An 18886-nucleotide genomic window follows, 5' to 3' on the forward strand; every position below is an offset into this window, starting at 1 on the left:
GGGGAAAGGAGAGGGGGCAGCGGGTAAGGGCGTAAAATTAGCGGAACGCTATTTCATTTTCTGAAAATATTCACTCACCTCCCGTTGGTAGTACGGAGTGAGGGTGGGCGGTACGCTCCGAAGCAACTCCGTTTGCCGGGTTTGCTGGCGTTTATACTGCTGAAACGCCGGCGGAAACACGGGGGGGCGGGTTTGGGCCGTCTGTGCTTCGCGCTTCTCTTCCTGGTCCCGCTCCCGGGCCGATTTCTCGGCTTCGAGCAAACGAGTGAGGATTTGGCGCTGGCGCATAACAGTTTGCTCCGTCAGCCGCTTGTTTACGAGGTCGGTTTCGGTTTGTTCCATCATTTTTTTCACGTCGCCGAGGCCGCCGGCGCCGTCCTGGCCTTTACCGTCTTTGTTGGAGCCGGGTTTGCCGCCGCCTTTCTGCTGCATACGCTCCAAATCCTGCATGGCCTGGCGCAGCATTTGCTGCTGACCAGCTAGTTTGGCCAGCTCCTCACTCAGGGCCCGGCCGGTTTTACCACTTTGCTGCAGCTGCTGAATCTGCTGGTTGAGCTGCTGCTGCATGCGGCCCATCTGGCCCTCGCCGGCGCTGCTGCCCTTCTTCTTTTTCTTGCCCGATTTGCCGCCGCCCTGCTGTTGTTGCTGCTGACTTTCGCGCTGCTGCTGCTGCATTTGCTGGAGGGCGTCGTTGAGCATGAGGGCCAGGTTGTTCATGCTGGTCATGGCCAGTTGCTGGGAGTTGGTGGCCCGGCCCACGTTGCGCTGCCGAATCTGGTCGAGGCTCTCGTCCATGCGGCCGTTCATCTCGCCCACTTCCCGGGTCACGAAGCTCTTGATCTGGAACACGCGCTTGGCCAAAGCATACAACGAATCCTGCACCACGCGGGCGTCATCCTTGAGCTTGCGCTGGGTCTGGCCCAGCTGCACGAAGCGCGGGTCGCTCTGGTCCACCTGCCGGAACTGCTTCATCAGGTTTTCCTGGTCGAAGGAGAGCTTGAGCAGGTTTTCCAAGATGTCGCGCAGGTCGTCGATGTTCTGCTGCTGCTGGTCCGACTCTTCCTGTTCCTGCTGTTGCTGCATTTTCTGGGCCATCTGCTGCATCTTCTGAGCGGCTTGCTGCTGGCTTTGGCTGGCTTTCTGGTTCTGGTTTTTGCCCAGCTGCTCCTGGCTCTGCTGCTGCTGCTCGTCCACCTGCTGCTGGTCCTGCTTCATCTCGTCGGCCCCGTTCTGGTCGTCGAGCTGCTTATCCAGCTCCTTCATATCCTTGAGGTCCTGCTTCAGCTCGTCAAACTTCTGTTGCTGCTCGGCCTGCTGCTGCTTGAGCTGCTCGTTTTTGGCTTTTTGCTGGTCGCTTGAGGCTTTATTATCGGGGTTCTGCTTGTCGTTTTTCTGCGTTTCCTCAGCCAGCTTTTGCTGTTCCTGGGCCAGCTGCTGCAGCTTTTCCAGGGCTTGGTCCTGCTTCTGCTCAAACTGCAGCTGCTTGAACATTTCGAGGGCGCGCTCCAGCTCTTTCTGCAGGGTATTTTCCTTGTTTTCCAGCTGTTGCAGCAGCTTCTGCATATCGGGCTGGTTCTGGTCCTTCTGCTGGTCCAGGAGCTTCTGCAGTTCCTCGTAGAGCTTCTTGGTTTCGGGGTCCAGCAGGGTTTCCATCAGCTTCTGCAGCTCTTTGGCTTTCTCGGCCAGCTGTTCGTTCTTCTGCGGATCCAGCTGGTTTTGCTGGTCCTGGAGCTGCTCAAACTGGCGCTTCAGCTCATCCAGGGCCTGGTCCATCTGCTGCTTCTGGTCGAGCATGTCCTTGAGCTGCTTGCGGTCCTGGAAGTTCAGGTCGCGCTTCACCTTCAGCTTGTCCTCGGCCTTGGCTAGCTCCCGCTCCATCTTCTTGCTTTGCTGGGCAGCCTGGCTGAGCTGGCTTTGTACGGCCTGGCTCTGAGAAGCCAGCTGCTGGCGCTGCTCGGCGCGGCTAGGCAGGCGGAACTCGGCGGTGCGGCTGCGGCCAGCTTTGGGACCGTGCACGCCGTCGTTGTCCCAGGCCTGCACGAAGTACTCCAGCCGGTCGCCGGGGCGCAGGTTTAGGGCGCGGGTGTCCCACTGGTAGGCGTAGCTCTGGCTGGGGCCATTGCCCAAGGACAAGGCTTTAGCCTGGTAAGCAGCGTTGGGCCGCGCCTTGTTCAGCACCCGGTAATGCAGTTGCAGGCGGGAAAAGCCGTAGTCGTCCCGAATGGTGCCGCCCAGGGCCAAGTAGCGCTGGGAAGTAGTATCCTGGAAGCTCTCCAAGGCCACCTCCGGCGCTTGGTCCGGAATAACGGTTATCTGGTACTCAATCGGGTCCCGGTTGGGGCTCACGGCGTTGCGGAGCTGCACCGAGTAGGGCTGGCTGCGCATGGCCCGGCGGCTGAGCAGGAACTGCTCATCATCGGGCGTGGCGGTGAGGGTTTCGTCGGGGTTGCGGAATTTGAGCTGGAGCTGGTCGGTGGCTTCGGTCTGGAACTCCCAGCACAGGTCGGAGCCCTCGGGCACGGTGAGGTTGCCGGTGTTGCGGATGGTTTCGGCGGGCTTGCCCAGGTAAGCGGGATAGGAAACCCGCACGGCAAAGTCGCGCAGGTTGGGCCGCTCTTTTACGCTCAGGTTGTACTCGGAGGATGAAAAATCCGCTGCCGACAACTGAAACGGCACGCTCTGGCGCAGCTGGCGGAAATCAAACCGGAACCGGCCCGCGGCCTCGCGCACCAAACGGCGCTGCTTGCCCTCGTACTCAATGCTGATTTCGTTGGGCAGGGCCTCTCCTTCCACCGTCACGTTCAGGGTGAAATCTTCGCCCTTGAAAGCCGTAAGCTGCTTGTTCTCTACTACGAATTTGAACGGAGCAGGCCGGCTGTACTTCCGGTCGTAGTGCAGAATCCGCTCGGTGCCCTGCACGAACAGACTGGGGTACACCAGCAGCAGCAGGACCACTACGGCGGCGGGTATGGCCACGTATTTCCACAGCGGCTTGGTCTGGGCCTGAATGTTGATACCCTGGCTGAACTCCACGCCGCGCAGTTGCCCGGCGCGCTGCTCTAAGCTGGCGGCCAGCAACGCGTTTTCCTGGGCCTGCCCGCGCAGTTGCAGAGCGTTCAGCAGCTTATCCTGTACATCCGGAAACAGCTCCCCTACCCGCTTGGCCGCTTGCTCATCGGAAAGCATGCGGCGCAGGTTAGTGAGGGCCGCCAAGGGCTGCCAAATCCAGCGCCCGAAGGCGTAAAGCAAGCCGCCCACAAACCCGAACAGCAACCCGGCCCGCACCCAGGTGGGCAGGTAGAGGAAATACTCCAGCAGGTTGAATACCAGAAACAGGCTGAGCACGAGGCCGCCGGCCACCACGAGGCCGCGCACCAACAGGCTCAGGTAAAACTTGCGCTTAAACGCGTCGAGGCGGGCCAGTACGTCGTCCAGGGCCCGAGTTGTTGCGGGGTCTTTCTCCACTACCATAAGAGTGCCGCCTAATCCGGGCATGGGAAAGATACGGATTTCGGCCCGGCGGCTGCACGTAGGCTACATCGGCGGCGGGGCAAGTGGTTCCCGGCCAGGCAAAGGTGAGCCGTGGAGGCCGTAGCGCGAAACCTTCGTTGCGCGTCTCAGGTGGTTTTCGATGGCACCGGATCAAACGCGAAGCAAAGGCTTCGCGCTGCGGATTTAGTCAGTCGTACACCAACGCAAACCGGCCCGACCTGCTTGCGCAGACCGGGCCGGTTTCGGGTGCCAATAGGCTGCTCAGCCTATTTCGCGTCGTCCTTGTCTTTCTTGGACTTGCGCTTCTCTTTTTTGCCGTCGGCGTCCTTGGTTTTTACCTTCATCTTCTCGGCATCCAGGGGAGGCGTGAGTGTGGAGGTTGCGGCGGGAGCCGCGGGGGCCATAGCCGTCAGGCGGTTGCCGTCGGCGTCCAGCTCCACTACCTCATAACCCAACTCCGAGAGGCCGGGGAAGGACTTGGCCCGGTCACCGACTACCACGATGTACATGTTGTCGGCGGGTAGGTATTTCTGGGCAATGCCCTGCACATCCTCCTTCTTCAGGTTTTTCAGAATGTCGCTCTGCTGCTGCACGTAGCTGGTGGGCAGGTCGTACTCCAGCAGGCGGCTCAGGAACAGGGCTTTCTGCTGACCGGTTTCGTAGCGCAGCGCGTCGCTCTGGCCCACGGAAGCCTGCAGGAACTGCAGCTCGTCGTCCGAAATACCATTGCGGTAGCCCTGAATTTCCTTCATGAACTCCTTCACCGAGGCAGCGGTGGCATCGGCACGCACGCCGGCCTGAGCGGTGTAGGGGCCTACGTAGCGGGTGCCCTGGAAGCCCGAGCGGGCGCCATAGGTGTAACCTTTATCCTCGCGCAGGTTCAGGTTGATGCGGGAGTTAAAGGCGCCGCCCAGCAGGTAGTTGCTCAGGTAGGCGCGGTAATAGTCGCCGGTGGCATCGTAGGTGAGCGGGGTGAGGTAGCCCACCCGGATTTCCGACTGCGCCGCCCCATCCTTGTTCACGAAATAGATGCGGGTTTTGTCGGGCTGGGTGCTGGCCATGCCCGCTGGCAGGCTTACGTCCTTCTTCTGCCAGCTTTTCAGGAAGCCCGCCTGGTTGGTGAGGGCCGCCTGGTCCACGTCGCCCACGGCTACCAGGTAGCTCACGTTGGGGGCGTAGTTCTGCTGATAAAACTGCTTCACATCGTCCAGGGTAAGGTTGGTTACCGTGGAGGTGGTGCCGCTGCCGGCTACCTGCATAATGTCGCCGGCGCCGTACACGAGGCGGGCAAACGTCTTATCAGCAATAACTACCGGCTGAGTGCTCTGGTTGGCAATGCCTTCCAGGGTCTGCTTTTTAATACGCGCGAAATCGGCCTCATCGAAGCGGGGACGCATTAGGCGTTCCTCCAGCAGCTTCATGGTGGCGGGCAGGTTCTTGGTCAGGCTCTGCACGTACACCGTGGTGTTATCGTCGCCGGTGTTCACGCGGATGCTGGAACCCAGCTTCTCCAACTCGGCACTGAACTGCTCGCCGGTGTACTTCTGGGTGCCCTCGTTCATCATGGACGCCGTGAGCGAGGCAATACCGGCCTTGTTGGGCATGCTCTGCTCCAGACGGTGGCCGCCCCGGATGGTGAGCAGCATGGTAACCGTGGGAATTTCGGCGTTGCGGGTGCCCATCAGGCGCAGGCCGTTATCAAAGGAAGCCTGCCACACGGCGGGCACCTGCACCACGGGGTTGGTACCGGCGGCCGGCTGCTTGCTCCGGTCGAAGGTATCGGTGGCCTTCACGTATTTCAGGCCGTTGTAGCCATAGTCGGGCGCTTTGTAGCCCTCTTTGGATACCGTGTAGTTATCGGCCTTTACGGGCGGTACGCTGCCATTCTTGGGCACTACGCTCAGCACCACGGCGCTTTTGCCCTTGATGTACTGGTTGTACACGCGGTTCACATCGGCGGGCGTTACGGCGCGCAGCTGCTTCAGCTCTTCGGGCAGGCGGTTGGGGTTACCGAAGTAGGTTTGGTTGGCGGCCAACTGGCTTACTTTGCCCTGCACGCTGGCCAGGCCGTTAATCATCTGGGCTTCGGTGCTGGCTTTGTAGCGGCCCACCTGCTCGGCGGTAGCGCCCGTGCGCTCAAACTCCTTGAACGTGTTGCGCACCTTGATTTCCAGCGAATCGAGGCCTTTGCCGGGGAAGGGCAGCGCAACAACGGTGAACTCGCCGGCCAGCTCGGAGGTGCTGTTGTAGGCCTGGGCCTGCACTGCCTGCTGGGTTTTGGTGAGGTTCTTATACAGCAACGAGTTTTTGCCGCTGCCGATGATGTCGGCCAACGCATCCAGGGCAAACTCATCAGGGTGGCCGCTGGGTACCGTCGGGAACACCATTTGCAGCATGGGGAAGCGCACGTTGTCCTTGTAGCTCACGTAGCGGTCCTGCGTGAGCTTGGGGGCGGGCAGCTTCTGGGCCGTTACGGCCGGGCCCTTGGCAATGGGGCCGAAGTATTTCTCAGCCAGCCGGATAACGTCGGCCGGCTTCACATCACCGCCCACGGTGAGGGTGGCGTTGTTGGGGCCGTACCAGCGCAGGAAGAAGTTCTTGAGGTCGTCGACGTTGGAGCGGTCCAGGTCTTCCAGGTAGCCGATGGTCATCCAGGAGTACGGGTGGCCGTAGGGGTAGAGCGTGCGGCTCACGTTTTCGGAAGCCAGGCCGTAGGGGCGGTTGTCGTAGTTCTGGCCCCGCTCGTTTTTCACGGTGCTGCGCTGGTTCTCGAACTTAGGCTGGGTTACGGCGTCCAGCAGGAAGCCCATGCGGTCGGCTTCCAGCCACAGCGCGGTTTCCAGCTGGTTGCTGGGTACAGTTTCGAAGTAGTTGGTCCGGTCACGGTTGGTGCTGCCGTTGAGCGTGCCGCCGGCGGCCGAAACCGTTTTAAAATGCTGCTCGTCGGCCACATGGTCGGAGCCCTGGAACATCATGTGCTCAAAGAAGTGCGCGAAGCCCGATTTGCCAATCTGCTCCCGGGCTGAGCCCACGTGGTAGGTCACGTCTACGTGCACCAGCGGGTCGGAATGATCTTCGGCCACAATAACGGTGAGGCCGTTGGGCAGCACGTATTTTTCGTAGGGAATTACCAGCTCCGAGCCTTTGCGGGTTACTTTCTCCACGAGGCGGGCGCCGCCGGCCGTGGCCGTGGGCGCTTTGGTAACGGTGGCGGGCTTGGTGGTGGCCTTTTGCTGGGCCATAGCCGGCTGCAGGGCCAGCGAGGCACCCAGGCCCAGCAGCAGTAGTTGATTGCGGGTCATTGAACGCGGGAATAGACGTGAGTAAACGTGACCGGAAGTTACATGCCAGAAACTAAATAGCAGAGGTTGACCAAATCATGTTCCAACCAACCCGGCACTTTCGGCCCCGAAAGCCCGAAAAACCACCGTCAACAGTTTCTACTCCAGTTCTGCCCCTGCCGCCCCTAGCAATTACTCAGTACTGCCCGGTTCACTACAAATTCATGTGCGCTTCAGAGTTTGGTTGCACCTAACCGGCCGAAACTAGCCTACCTTTGCTTGCCTAGCCTATGTTCGCTCCTGCCACCTCTGACTACCTGCGCCTCTCCTACCGCCCCGATCTGCAGCTGCTGATTATGCGCTGGACGCGGCCGGCCACCTCCCAGGAACACCGGGAGGGCTACGGTGCCGCCCTAACGCTGGCCCGGCAGGAGCAGGCTGGCCGCTGGCTGATTGACCTGCGCAGCCGAGGCCTGGCTGATCTGGCCGACTTGCAGTGGGTGTTGAACGATTTTCGCCACGATTTCCAGGCGGCCCTGCCCGCCGCTACCCGGCGCATTGCCTACCTCACCACGCCCTACCACGCCGACATCCTGCGTCCCCGCCTGGCCGAGTTCGATCAGAGCAACAACACTCAGCTGCAGGTATTCACCGAGGAGCTCCCAGCCCAGCAGTGGCTACAACACGGGTAAATACCAACCTGCTTCAATCAAAATGCCCCGCCGTACTACGTGTACGGCGGGGCATTTTGATTGAAGAAGAGCTGACAACTATATCCGTGGATTCGACTCGACAGTGGTATCGTACGCTGGAGAGTTGGTCTGAAGGGTAGCGTCGGCGGGCAGGCGAACATCGTCGGCATCGTGGACGCGCAAGGTCAACAGACCCGAGATAATCATGGAAATGCCGCCCAAAATCAGGGTATACACCGACTCACCACCGAATACCGATTTAGTGAAGAAGCCCAAAATCAGGCCCGCTACCACCTGCGGAATTACAATGAAGAAGTTGAATACGCCCATGTAGTAGCCCATTTTGTTGGCGGGCAGCGCACCAGCCAGCATGGCGTAGGGTACACTCAGGATGGAAGCCCAGGCAATGCCCACCCCAATCATGGACACGAGCAGCATTTTGGGGTCCTGGATAAAGTAGATGGAAATCAGGCCCAGGCCACCGGCCACCAGGCACAGCAGGTGCGTGAAGCGGCGGCTGGTGGCGCGGGCAATGAAGGGTAGCAGCAAGGCCGCCACAGCCGAAACCCCGTTGTACGTAGCAAAGCATACGCCTACCCAGTCGGCACCCTCATTATAGAGTTTAGAGGTGGTGTCGGTGGTATGGTAGATGTGGCTGGTTACGGCCGGCGTAGTGTAAATCCACATCGAAAACAGCGCCAGCCAACTAAAAAACTGCACAATGGCCAGCTGGGCCATTGTCTTGGGCATGTGAAAGATACCACTGAACGACTCCCGGATACCGTTCCAGAAACCGGCCGTACGGCGCTTTTCAGCTTCAAACTCGGCCATGTCAGCCGGTGGGTATTCCTTGGTGGTCAGCACCGTCCAGAGTACTGCCGTAAAGAAGGCAACAGCCCCGATGTAGAAAGCATACTTCACGGAGGGCGGAATCTGGCCGGCCGGGGCCGTATTGGCAATGCCGAACCAGTTGGTAAACATCCAGGGCAGCATGGAAGCCACTACCGCTCCTACCCCAATGAAAAAGGTCTGAGCCGCAAAGCCGGTGGTGCGCTGGTCGCCGGGCAGCAAATCACCCACCAGCGCCCGGAACGGCTCCATGCTGATATTGATGCTGGAGTCCATAATCCAGAGCATACCCACTGCCATCCACAGGGCCGATACGTTGGGCATAATCAGCAACGCCAACGAAGCCAGCACCGCTCCTACCAGAAAAAACGGCCGGCGGCGGCCCCACTTCGGGCTCCACGTCCGGTCCGACATGTAGCCGATGATGGGCTGCACCAGCATACCGGTAAGCGGGGCGGCCAGCCAGTACAGGGCAATTTCGGTACCACCCAGCGTTTCAAAAATGCGGCTGACGTTGGCGTTCTGCAACGCAAAGCCAAACTGGATACCCAGAAAGCCGAAGCTCATGTTCCAGATCTGCCAGAAGCTGAGGCGGGGTTTGTTATCGGTGCCGGTGGGAGCGGCTGCTACGCTGGTTGCCATGCTGATACTGTGTGGGAATTGGGGAAGGATGTTAGAGCCTAGAGGCGAGAACTTAGAGCTTAGAAATCAGAAAGATGCTAGGCTCTAAGTTCTCCTATCTAGATTCTACTTCTTGGGGTTGATTTCGAAGATGTAGGCGCTTTGGGGGGCCAGGGTGAGGTTGAGGGTTTGCACGGCTGGGGCCTGGCTGAGTAACTCCGAGTAGGTGTAGAACTGCTTCGGATTTAGGCCCATCAACTGCAGCACATTCTCCGGAATCCGAATGGTGGGCTTGTAGGTTTTGTCCTGGCTGAAGTTCACCACAATGAGCAGCTTCTGCTTCTCGGTGTAGCGCACGTAGGTGTAGAGCTGGCGCTGGTTGTACTGGGCATCCAGGTTGTTGGCGTCCTGCAGCTCGTAGAATTTGCCCCGGCGAATGGCGTCGCTCTGGCTGGTGAGCGTGAGCAGGCGGGCGTAGAAGTCGTGGAGCTGGCGCTGTTCGGGGCTGAGCTTGCCCCCGTCGAACTTGCCGCCATTCATCCATTTCTGGTGCTCGGGCACGCCCCAATAGTCGAAAATGGTGGTGCGGCCGTCCTCACCCGAGAAGCCCTCCGAGCCGTGGGCCGGCTCGCCCACATCCTGCCCGAAGTACAGCATTACCGGGCCGGTGCCCAACGTGGCCGAAACCGTCATGGCCGGAATGGCGGCGCGGGGGTTACCGGCAAAATCCTTGCTGGCAATGCGCTGCTCATCGTGGTTTTCCAGGAAGCGCAGCATGTGGTTGCTGAAGCCCCGGCTTTCCTCCTTCCAGACCTTAGTAATGTCCTCGGTAGTGCCCTCGCCGCGCATGAGGCGGCGCAGGCCGTCGTAGAGGCCCACCTTGTCGTAGAGGTAATCGAAGTGGCCCTGCTCGATGTACATTTTGTACGTCTTGGCATCGTAGGCCTCCCCGATGAATACCAGCTTCGGGTTCACCTTTTTCAGCTCCGGAATCACCCAGGCCCAGAACTCCACCGGCACCATCTCGGCCATGTCGCAGCGGAAACCATCCACGTCCTTCTTGGCCCAGAAGATAAGGATGTCGCGCATTTTCAGCCACGTATCGGGCGTCTGCTCGAAGTGCTTTTTGCGGCCGTTCTGGTAATCGACGCCGTAGTTGAGCTTGATGGTTTCAAACCAGTCGTCCACCTTGGGCGCTTCCGAAAACACGTCGTTGCCGGTAGCTTTGGCCGGGTTTTCCTGAAACTTGCCATCCTCGCGGGGGCCTTTCAACGCGCCCAGCGGGTTATAGCCGGCCGGCACCACGAAGGGCTTACCGGGCAGGTAGTAAAAGTTGTTGTTGGGCGCAAAGGCCGTGGTTTTGTCGTCCTTCTCCCCCAAATCGGCCACGCCCGCCGGGTGGGCATCCGACTTATAGGTGCGGGCCACGTGGTTGGGCACGAAGTCGATGATGACTTTCAGGCCGTTGTCGTGGGTGCGCTTCACCAGGGCCTCGAACTCCCGCATGCGGTTCTTCACGTCCACGGCCAGGTCGGGGTTCACGTCGTAGTAATCCTTGATGGCGTAGGGCGAGCCGGCGCGGCCTTTCACCACGTCGGCATCATCCAGGGCAATGCCCTGCTTGGTGTAATCCGTCATGGTGGCGTGCTCAATCACGCCGGTGTACCACACGTGGCTGGCACCCAGCTTCTTGATGGCCTGCAAAGCCGGGCCAGTAATGTCGTTGAACTTGCCCACGCCGTTTTCCTGGAGCGTGCCGTAGGGCTTGTTCACGGCAGTTTTGTTGCCGAACAGCCGGGTCATCATCTGGTAAATCACCAGCTTATGATCCTGGGGCTGCTCGTCGGTGGTGTTGGGGTCCGAAGAAAGAACGGTTTCGGCCACGGAAACGGAGGGTTGCGAAGTGAAGGAAGAAAGCCCCAAGGCCGCCAGCCCGAAGGCGCAAGCAGCAGCAGGCAGAAACAGGTATTTCATAGGTAGCAAGATAGGCGTTTGGTTGAGTTGGCAGGACAAAAGCCCATCATGCTCCGGACGCTGGCGTACTGCGCCAACGGCTCAGCATAACGTGTAGCAGCAATTTCCACTGAACAATTACCACTCCTGGGTCATGGGGTGCAGCATCAGCTCATCAATCACCACGTGGGCGGGTGCTTCCAGCACATAGCGCACGGCCTGCGCTATATCGGAGGGCTTAAGATGAGTTTTCTCCGCGTCCAAGCTGCCGGGACGGGAGTCGTTGAAATAGGTGTCGACCAAGCCAGGGTAAATGGTACTCACCTTCACGCCATGAGAGCGTACCTCTTTGCGCAGGGAGCCTAACAGAGCATCCTGGGCAAACTTGCTGGCCCCGTAAGCCGTGCCGTGCTCGAAAGTGCGCTTGCTCACATCGGAGGTAATGCCCACAATGTGGCCGCGGCCCTGGGCCTTGAAGTGAGGTACCACGGCCTTACAAAGCAGGAACGTGCCCTTCACATTCACGTCGAATATTCGGTCCCACTCGGCCGCGTCAAAATGCTCCAGCAGGTTAAACGAGCCCACACCCGCGTTGCACACCAGAATATCGAGGCGGCCATAGTAGCTGAGCGTTTCTGCCACAATATGCGCGGCGTCGTCCTCGTCCGCTACGTCGGCCGGAATAGCCAGGCCCTGGGTTTTGGTATTGAGTTCTTCCAACTCCTCGGCAGTACGAGCCACGGATACCACTTTAGCTCCCTGCATGGCCAGCAACAAGGCAATGGCACGGCCGATGCCCCGGCTGGCACCCGTTACAATAGCTACTTTGTCGGTTAGGTCAGTCATGGTTTCGTCAGGTTTAGGCTGAAAATAATACCGTATGATACTGAATAAGTACGCAAGGCCGACAGTGGTTCCCATCGGCCTTGCCCAACGCTATTTTTTCAGCTCCACCACCCAGGCTGTGCGCCCCGGAACCTTGAAGCTCTTGAGGTGGGAGAGGGCCGCGCCGGTGGTAATTTCGGTACCACCGGTGAAGCCGCCGGTGCGCTCCGCAAACCGGGCACCGTCTACCGTTTTCTCGTCCTTATTACCATTGAGCAGGATCATCACCGCCTCGCCCTGGTCGTTGTAGCGGAAATAGGTGTACACGCCGTCCTGGGGAATAAACTGCATCAGCTTGCCCGTAGCCAGCACGGGGTGGGCCTTGCGGTACTGGGCCAGCTTGCTCACGTAGTTAAACGCCTCGCCGGCTTGGCCCGTGCGGCCGGCGGCCGTGAAGTAGTTGGTTTTGTCGCCGGAGAAGCCGCCGGGGAAATCCTCGCGCACCTTCCCGTCGGGGTTCGAGAAGTTCTTCATTAGTACCTCAGTACCGTAGTACAGCTGCGGAATGCCGCGGCAGGTGAGCAGCCAGGCCACGCCCAGCTTGTACTTGGCGAAGTCCTCCCCTATCACCGAGTAAAACCGGCTCATGTCATGGTTGTCGAGGAAGGTCACGTTGCGGGTAGCATCCTCGTACATCCAGTCGCCCTGCAGGGCCTCGTACATCCGGTTCATGTTGGGTTGGTCGCCGCGCAGGGCATCGTGCACCGCACCCTGCGACTGGAAGTCGAACACCGACTCGAGGTTGGACTTGAAGCCATCCACCGGCTGGAAGATGTTGCGGGCGAAGAAGGCCTGCTGGGCCGTGCTGCCTACCCAAGCCTCCCCGAAGCTGAACAGGGTCGGAAACTCCTCCTGCATGGCCTGGCCCCACTGCATCAGGAACTTGGGGTCGGAGTACGGGTACGTATCAATGCGGTAGGCGTCGAGGCCGGTGTACTCCACCCACCACAAAAAGTTCTGAATCAAATAGGTAGCCACCAGCGGGTTGCTCTGATTTACGTCGGGCATGGTGGTATCGAACCAGCCTTTGTTATAGAGCTTGCCATCCAGCTGGGAGCCGTAGGGGTCGTTGAGGGCCGAGGAGTTGTAGTTGCTGCGCGTGAAGTTGGGCCACTGGTTGAACCAGTCTTTGGCGGGCTGGTCCAGAAACAGGTAGTTCTTGGAGCCCATGTGGTTGAGTACCACGTCGTGCACCACTTTTAGCCCGTTTTTGTGGGCCTTATCCACAAACTGCCGGTACTCCTCCAGGGTGCCGTAGCGCCGGTCGGTGTTGTAGTAGTCGGTGAGGGCGTAGCCGTGGTAGCTGGCCTTGGGCATGTCGTTTTCTACCACCGGCGTCATCCACACGGCTGTGGCGCCCAGCTCCTTTAGGTAATCGAAATGGTTTTCCAGGCCCTTCAGGTCGCCGCCGTGGCGGGAGTACATTGAGTCGCGGGCCACTTTGGGGGCGCGCATGCCGGCAATGTAGTCGTTCTTGGGGTCCCCGTTCGAGAACCGGTCGGGCATCAGGAAGTAGATGAAATCCTGCTGGGTCAGGCCCTGCACCTTCTGCTTGTCGCCGGGGGTAGTGCGCTGGCGCAGCTCGTAGGCAAAGGTCGTTTTCTTATCCCCCTTGAACTCCAGCTGCAGCTTGCCCGGCTTGGCCGAGGGGCTGATGGTAATGTTGAGCAGCAGGTAATTCGGGCTTTCCAGCTTCTGCACGCCGTCCAGGGTTACGCCCTCGTAGGCTTTGAGCGTGGCCGTGCTGCTGGCAATGCCGGGGCCGTGTACCAGCAGCTGCAACTTAGGGTTCTTCATGCCCACCCACCAGAACGTGGGATCGATGCGCTGGATGGCGGCGGTTTTGGCGGCCGGGGCAGTGGTTTCGGTAACGGTCAGGGCCGGGGCGGCCAGCGTTGCAGAAGCGGTGGTAGCGACCAGCAGGGAGCCAGCCAGCAAAGGCAGAAATCGGAAGGAGTTCATACGCGGATGGGAAGTCAGAAACGGTTCTGCCAAGGTACGCACCCCGGCCCCGCTCATGCTACTGTTTCCACCCCGCGAAATGGTGACGTATTGATAGGTTTTTGGTGCTGGATTGATACAAGATAGTTGTTAGGGCTTTCAGGGTGGGTAATGCCGTTGTGAAGACGACGTAGCTACCCTGCTTTCGCCCAACCAAAAGCCCCGCCGCCGGTATGAACCGGACAGCGGGGCTGCAGAGGTAGTTGCTGGTTGTTTGAGGCCGGTTATTGCAGCTTCGCCAGCCACAAGGAGGCGTTCAGGTGCAGGCGGGCATGGCTCACGTTTTCGTTCCAGCCGTCGTACACGGTATTGCCGGGCGAGCCGGTGCCGTCATCGGCCGGCGAGGAGTCGCCGATAATCACCACGCGGCCCGTGCCAAAAGTGCTGCTGGCGGCCATGGCCAGGCTGTTGCCTTGGGTAGCTGAGCTGCGCCAGATCAGCCCCTGCACCGTGCTGTTGGCTGTGGGCGAAAGCGTCATGGTAGCGCCGTTGTGGAAGGATAGCTGCGACACCCGGCCCTGGGAGCCATTCATGATGGTGTTGGTGCTGGTGGTGAGGGCGTTGGTGCTGTTCTCCACGATGTTGTCCATGTTCACCGAGAAGCCGAAAGGATTGGTTTGCACGGAGTTGTTCTGCATCAGGTCGTTCCAGATTTCCGGGGAATCCCAACCGTCGTTGTTGCGGTCCGAAATAGTGTGGTCGGAAATCATGAACAGGCCGCCACCATTCTGGACAAACTGCAGGATGGCCGTTTTTTCGGCTGCGGTGAATACGGTATTGGGCTCATCCACCACAAACACGCTGTAGTTGCTCAGGTCCTGGGGGTTGCTGCTGTTGCCGTAGCTGATGGCGGTACCGGCGGGCAGCTGCTCCACGGTGTGGCCCAGCTTTACCAGAGCCACGCCCCAAGCCGAAACCGCGCCCGTCCAGTAGGTTTCCGAGGTGGTTGCCGTAATACCGCTCTGGTCGGGGGAAGGGTAGCGCGAAGCTACCCCGCTGTTCACGTCCAGTACCCAGTCGGCGTTGCCGGCTAACTCGCCGTGCGAGCCATCGAACAGGAATTTCTTGGCTGAGCCAGTGGGCGGCGGCGTGGTGCCGCCGCCATACTGCTCCATCGTCACGTTATCGAGGTTGATGCGGTTGGTGCCGCCCGAGATTTTACGAATCTGCAAACGCACGCTGCCGCTCAGGTTCACCGTGAACGAAGCCGTGCTCAGGCTAGTGCTGCTAGTGGTAATAGTGCTGCCGGCTTTAGTGTAGCTGCTGCCGCTGTTCTGGCTAACCCACAGCTCCCACTGCGAGCTGCCATCGGTGCCGTACACGGCGTGCTGCACCGTCACCACGCCCGCGCCGGTGGTGGCGTTGAAGTTCATAGTGAGGGAGCCAGTGTTGCGCACCCGCACCGATTGCGCACCGGTTTTGGGGTCGGCCGAGGTGTTGCCCAGCAGGGCGTCGTTGAGCGTCCAGGAGCCGGAGCCGAGCGTGACGGAGCCGGTGGTATACGCCGTTTTGGTACCTGATTCGAACCCCTCCGGAAAGCCGGCGCTGCTCACATCGGCCGCCCCAGTGGTGGCGGTGGTGGCAATGGGCGAAGGAAGATTATCCTGTTTGGCGCAGGACAGAACTGTAAGGCTCAGCAGGGAAGCTGTGAGCCAGCGCAGGGGGTAACGCATGCGGTGTAGGGTGGTTGTGGAGTGAGAGAAAAGAACCGAAAAGCCCTTTTGGCAAAGGTATCGGGCGCCTGAGTAGCAGAAAGGGCAAGGAATATTATGGAATTATTATCAAACACTTAGCTTGCTGAGGCTCGTCCCGGCGGCCAGCTTACTCGGCTAAATAGTGCCGGCCGATGAAAATGCCCCGGACAGCCCGCCCAGCCCATTTAGTGGTGCTTGTTTGCCTTTTACTAGTGGCTCGTTAACATTTTGGCATTCTTATCTGAATGCAATCCGCTTGGTCCATTCTTTTCCGCTTTTTTTGGGCTTTCAATGGGTGAGCTGATTTCCTCAGCACTACCAGTAAGCTCACACTCACCGCACACATTCTGCTACTATGGCATTCGAATTCAATACCTACACGCCCGCTCCCGAATTCAGCACCCCGGCCGCGTATTTCTCCATGGAATTCGCCCTGGATCAGGCGCTGAAAACCTATTCCGGCGGTCTGGGCTTCCTGGCCGGTTCCCACATGCGCTCCGTGTATGAGCTCAAGCAAAACCTGGTGGGTATCAGCATTCTGTGGTCGTTTGGCTATTATGATCAGGGCCGCAACGAGGACCAGAGCATGCGCGCCGACTTCCGCCTGAAGTATTACAGCTTCCTGCAAGATACCGGCCTGGTATTTCCCATTACCATCCACAATGCGCAGGTGATGGTGAAGGCCCTGTACCTGGCCCCCGACACGTTTGGGACGGCCCCCATGTTCTTCCTCACGACGGACATTCCCGAAAACGACTACCTCTCCCGCACCATCTCCCACCACCTCTACGACGCCGACACGGCCGCCCGCGTAGCCCAGAGCATTTTGCTGGGCGTAGGCGGTGGTAAGCTGCTCGACCTGCTGGGCCGCCACACGGAGGTGTATCACCTCAACGAAGGCCACGGCCTGCCCCTGGCGTTCTACCTCTACGACAAGCACGGCCGCAACCTGGAAGAGGTGAAGAAGCGCCTCGTGTTCACTACCCACACGCCCGAGCTGGCCGGCAACGAGGAACACCCCGTGAAACTGCTGCACGATATGTCGTTCTTCGGCAACGTGCCGCTGGAGGAAGTGCGCAGCCTGGGCTTGGTAGAGAATGAGCGGGTGAACTACACCCTTACCGCCCTGCGCTTCTCGCGCATCAGCAACGGCGTAAGCAAAGTGCACGGCGAGGTGGCCAACGACATGTGGGGCACCAACGCGGGCATCTGCCCCATCATTGCCATTACCAACTCCCAGAACGGCACCTACTGGCGCGACAAAGCCCTGCACGAAGCCCTGGAAGCCGGCGACGATAAGGCGCTGAAAGCCCGCAAGCGGGAGCTGAAAAAGGAGCTGTTCGACATCGTGGCCGACCAGACCGGCACCCTGCTCGACCCCGAGGTGCTGACCATCGTGTGGGCCCGCCGCTTCGCCGGCTACAAGCGCGCCGACCTGATTCTGCGCCACTTCGAGCGGTTCCTGGATATCGTGAACAACGCCGACCGGCCCGTGCAGGTTATCTGGGCCGGCAAGCCCTACCCCAAGGATTTCGGCGCTATCGGCCTGTTCAACAGCATCATTGAGAAGACCAAGAACCTGAAAAACTGCGCCGTGCTCACGGGCTACGAGCTGGCCTTGTCGGCGGCTCTGAAAAAGGGCTCCGATATCTGGCTGAATACCCCCCGCTACCCCCGCGAAGCCTCGGGCACCTCGGGCATGACGGCCGCCATGAACGCCTCAGCCTCCCTGAGCATTGCCGATGGCTGGATTCCGGAGTTCGTGCGTCACGGCGAAAACGGCTTCATCATTGAGCATACCGACATCAACCAGCCCGATGAGGTGAAGGACAACATCGAAGCTACCAACGTGCTCGACGTACTCGAAAACGAAATCGTGCCCCTGTACTACGGTCAGCCCGAGAAATTCCTGGAGCTGGTGAAAACCGGCATGCGCGAAGTGGAGCCCGAGTTCGAGTCGCACCGCATGGCCACCGAGTACTACCAGCGAATGTACGACGCCAAGTAGTAGCCGTCCTGTACTGATTGAAAACCACGCCGGTCCGGCGGGCGTAGCCCGTCGGGCCGCTTGTCGTTAGCTGACACCCGAACGACGACGCAACAACTTCAGCACGCAACAACCGGCCCGACGGGCTTCGCCCGCCGGACCGGCGCATGAATTACGCCAATCGGGCCCCGCCTTGCTACAAGGGTAGCGAAGCGCAGCCCGATTGGCTTTCAGGTAGTGAGAATGTGCGGGACGAACTCCGAAAGGTTGGTGATAATGCCCACGTCCCGGCGGAAGCTAATGGCGCAGGCCTCCCCGGCCCAGAATACGCCGGCCTGGTAGCGGCGGCCCTGAGCATCGGTCGGGAAATCGAGCCAGCGCTGGCGCACCTGGGGCTGGTCGGCGAAGTCGCCGGGCTGCTCCTGGCGGGTGAAGGTGCCATCCAATTCGGTCAGATTCTGGCCTTCGCGCCCGAACAAGGGCTTGCGTACGTGGTGGCCCGGCAGGTCGCGGAGGCTGGCTTCTACCAGCAGCGGGTGGTGCGGAAATACGTCCCAGAGACGGGCCAGCAGGGCCTTGCTTTGGAATAGCAGCGCGTAGGCCGGGTTGGCAATAACCAGGTCGCGGGTGAGCAGCAGGTGGGTGAGGTCGGCGGTAAGCTCGGGCTCCTCGTCGGCCAGCAGCTCCCAGGGCACCAGCTTGAACAGGAACTCGAAACGTTGCCACTGGTTGGGTGCTACCTCCGCCCAAGTGCCCCGGTCCTCCCCTTCCACGGCTACGCGCATGGCATCCACGGAGCAGCTATGGGCGGTTTCGAACCCGGCCGCGCGGGCCGCTTCGGCCACCACGGCGCAGTTGGTTTCATCCTCGGCGCTATCAGGCAGGTGCACCAGCAGCAGGTGGGGCGCCAGGTCGGGGTTCAGCTCCCGCCAGTGGCGCAGCTGGCCCTCCATGCCCTCAAACAGACCGTTGGCCTGCCGTTCCTCGGCGGGGCGGCCGGCAGCCATCAGGCTGGCCCACTGCACCACGGCCGTTTCGGGGATGCTGGTGGCGGTGTCGGCGTTGAACTCCACTAGTTTAGGGCCCTCGGGCGTCTGGGCCAGGTCGAAGCGGCCGTAGAGGTGCCAGTGCCGCTCATCGTTCCAGCTGTGGCGCACGGCTTCCCAGAGGTTCACGGGAATGCCGAGCTGCTGCAGAAAGTCGTCGGGAATAGGGTCGGGCACAGCTTGCACCAGCATGTCGTAGAGTGTGTCGACGGTCTGGAGCAGGGTTTCGGCCTCAGGTTCGGGCAAGGCTACGGCCTCGGGTGCCAGGTAAGATGCACAGGCATCTTCCACGGCCCAGTCCCAGCCCAGCTGGCGAATAGCCGGCTCCACATTACCGGATAGCGGCAACAAACGAATCATACAGTATTTGTTTGAGCGTCGATTA

Annotated in this window: 10 protein-coding genes; 2 read left to right on the top strand and 8 right to left on the bottom strand. The window is 60.1% G+C overall.

Annotation, left to right across the window (positions count from 1 at the left end; translation table 11 throughout):
- Positions 1–48 precede the first annotated feature (48 nt).
- Entirely contained in the window at positions 49–3495 is a 3447-nt protein-coding gene (locus ABIB60_RS15570; RefSeq protein ID WP_354581162.1) for a DUF4175 family protein, read from the bottom strand.
- A gap of 263 nt (positions 3496–3758) precedes the next feature.
- Positions 3759–6794 (bottom strand): M16 family metallopeptidase, encoded by a 3036-nt coding sequence (locus tag ABIB60_RS15575; protein WP_354581164.1) that lies wholly within the window; start codon positions 6792–6794, stop codon positions 3759–3761.
- Between the two features lie 269 nt (positions 6795–7063).
- On the opposite strand from ABIB60_RS15575, the gene ABIB60_RS15580 reads away from it, so the two are divergent.
- Positions 7064–7465, top strand: coding sequence for a hypothetical protein (locus ABIB60_RS15580; RefSeq protein WP_354581166.1), 402 nt, complete (start codon positions 7064–7066; stop codon positions 7463–7465).
- Between the two features lie 78 nt (positions 7466–7543).
- On the opposite strand, the gene ABIB60_RS15585 is transcribed toward ABIB60_RS15580, so the two are convergent.
- The 5 genes from ABIB60_RS15585 to ABIB60_RS15605 all read right to left on the bottom strand — a co-directional run bounded on the left by ABIB60_RS15585 (position 7544) and on the right by ABIB60_RS15605 (position 15447).
- Positions 7544–8956 carry an MFS transporter gene (locus ABIB60_RS15585; RefSeq protein ID WP_354581167.1) on the bottom strand — a complete coding sequence of 471 codons (1413 nt, stop codon included), beginning with the start codon at positions 8954–8956 and terminating at the stop codon, positions 7544–7546.
- Positions 8957–9061: 105 nt separating this feature from the next.
- A complete protein-coding gene (locus ABIB60_RS15590; RefSeq protein WP_354581169.1) occupies positions 9062–10909 on the bottom strand; it encodes an alpha-amylase family glycosyl hydrolase in 1848 nt (615 codons plus the stop codon).
- Positions 10910–11026: 117 nt separating this feature from the next.
- Positions 11027–11734, bottom strand: coding sequence for an SDR family oxidoreductase (locus ABIB60_RS15595; RefSeq protein ID WP_354581170.1), 708 nt, complete (start codon positions 11732–11734; stop codon positions 11027–11029).
- Positions 11735–11824: 90 nt separating this feature from the next.
- Complete coding sequence (locus ABIB60_RS15600; protein WP_354581172.1) at positions 11825–13735, bottom strand: glycoside hydrolase family 13 protein; 1911 nt, start codon at positions 13733–13735, stop codon at positions 11825–11827.
- A 263-nt stretch (positions 13736–13998) separates the two neighbouring features.
- A complete protein-coding gene (locus tag ABIB60_RS15605; protein ID WP_354581174.1) occupies positions 13999–15447 on the bottom strand; it encodes a hydrolase in 1449 nt (482 codons plus the stop codon).
- Positions 15448–15823: 376 nt separating this feature from the next.
- On the opposite strand from ABIB60_RS15605, the gene glgP reads away from it, so the two are divergent.
- Positions 15824–17476 carry an alpha-glucan family phosphorylase gene (glgP, locus tag ABIB60_RS15610; RefSeq protein WP_354581176.1) on the top strand — a complete coding sequence of 551 codons (1653 nt, stop codon included), beginning with the start codon at positions 15824–15826 and terminating at the stop codon, positions 17474–17476.
- 209 nt (positions 17477–17685) lie between these two features.
- On the opposite strand, the gene ABIB60_RS15615 is transcribed toward glgP, so the two are convergent.
- The gene (locus tag ABIB60_RS15615) at positions 17686–18861 is read right to left on the bottom strand and encodes a glutathionylspermidine synthase family protein (RefSeq protein ID WP_354581178.1); all 1176 of its coding nucleotides are present in this window, start codon (positions 18859–18861) and stop codon (positions 17686–17688) included.
- Positions 18862–18886 lie beyond the last annotated feature (25 nt).

The sequence above is a fragment of the Hymenobacter sp. UYP22 genome (assembly GCF_040547285.1).
Classification (GTDB): domain Bacteria; phylum Bacteroidota; class Bacteroidia; order Cytophagales; family Hymenobacteraceae; genus Hymenobacter.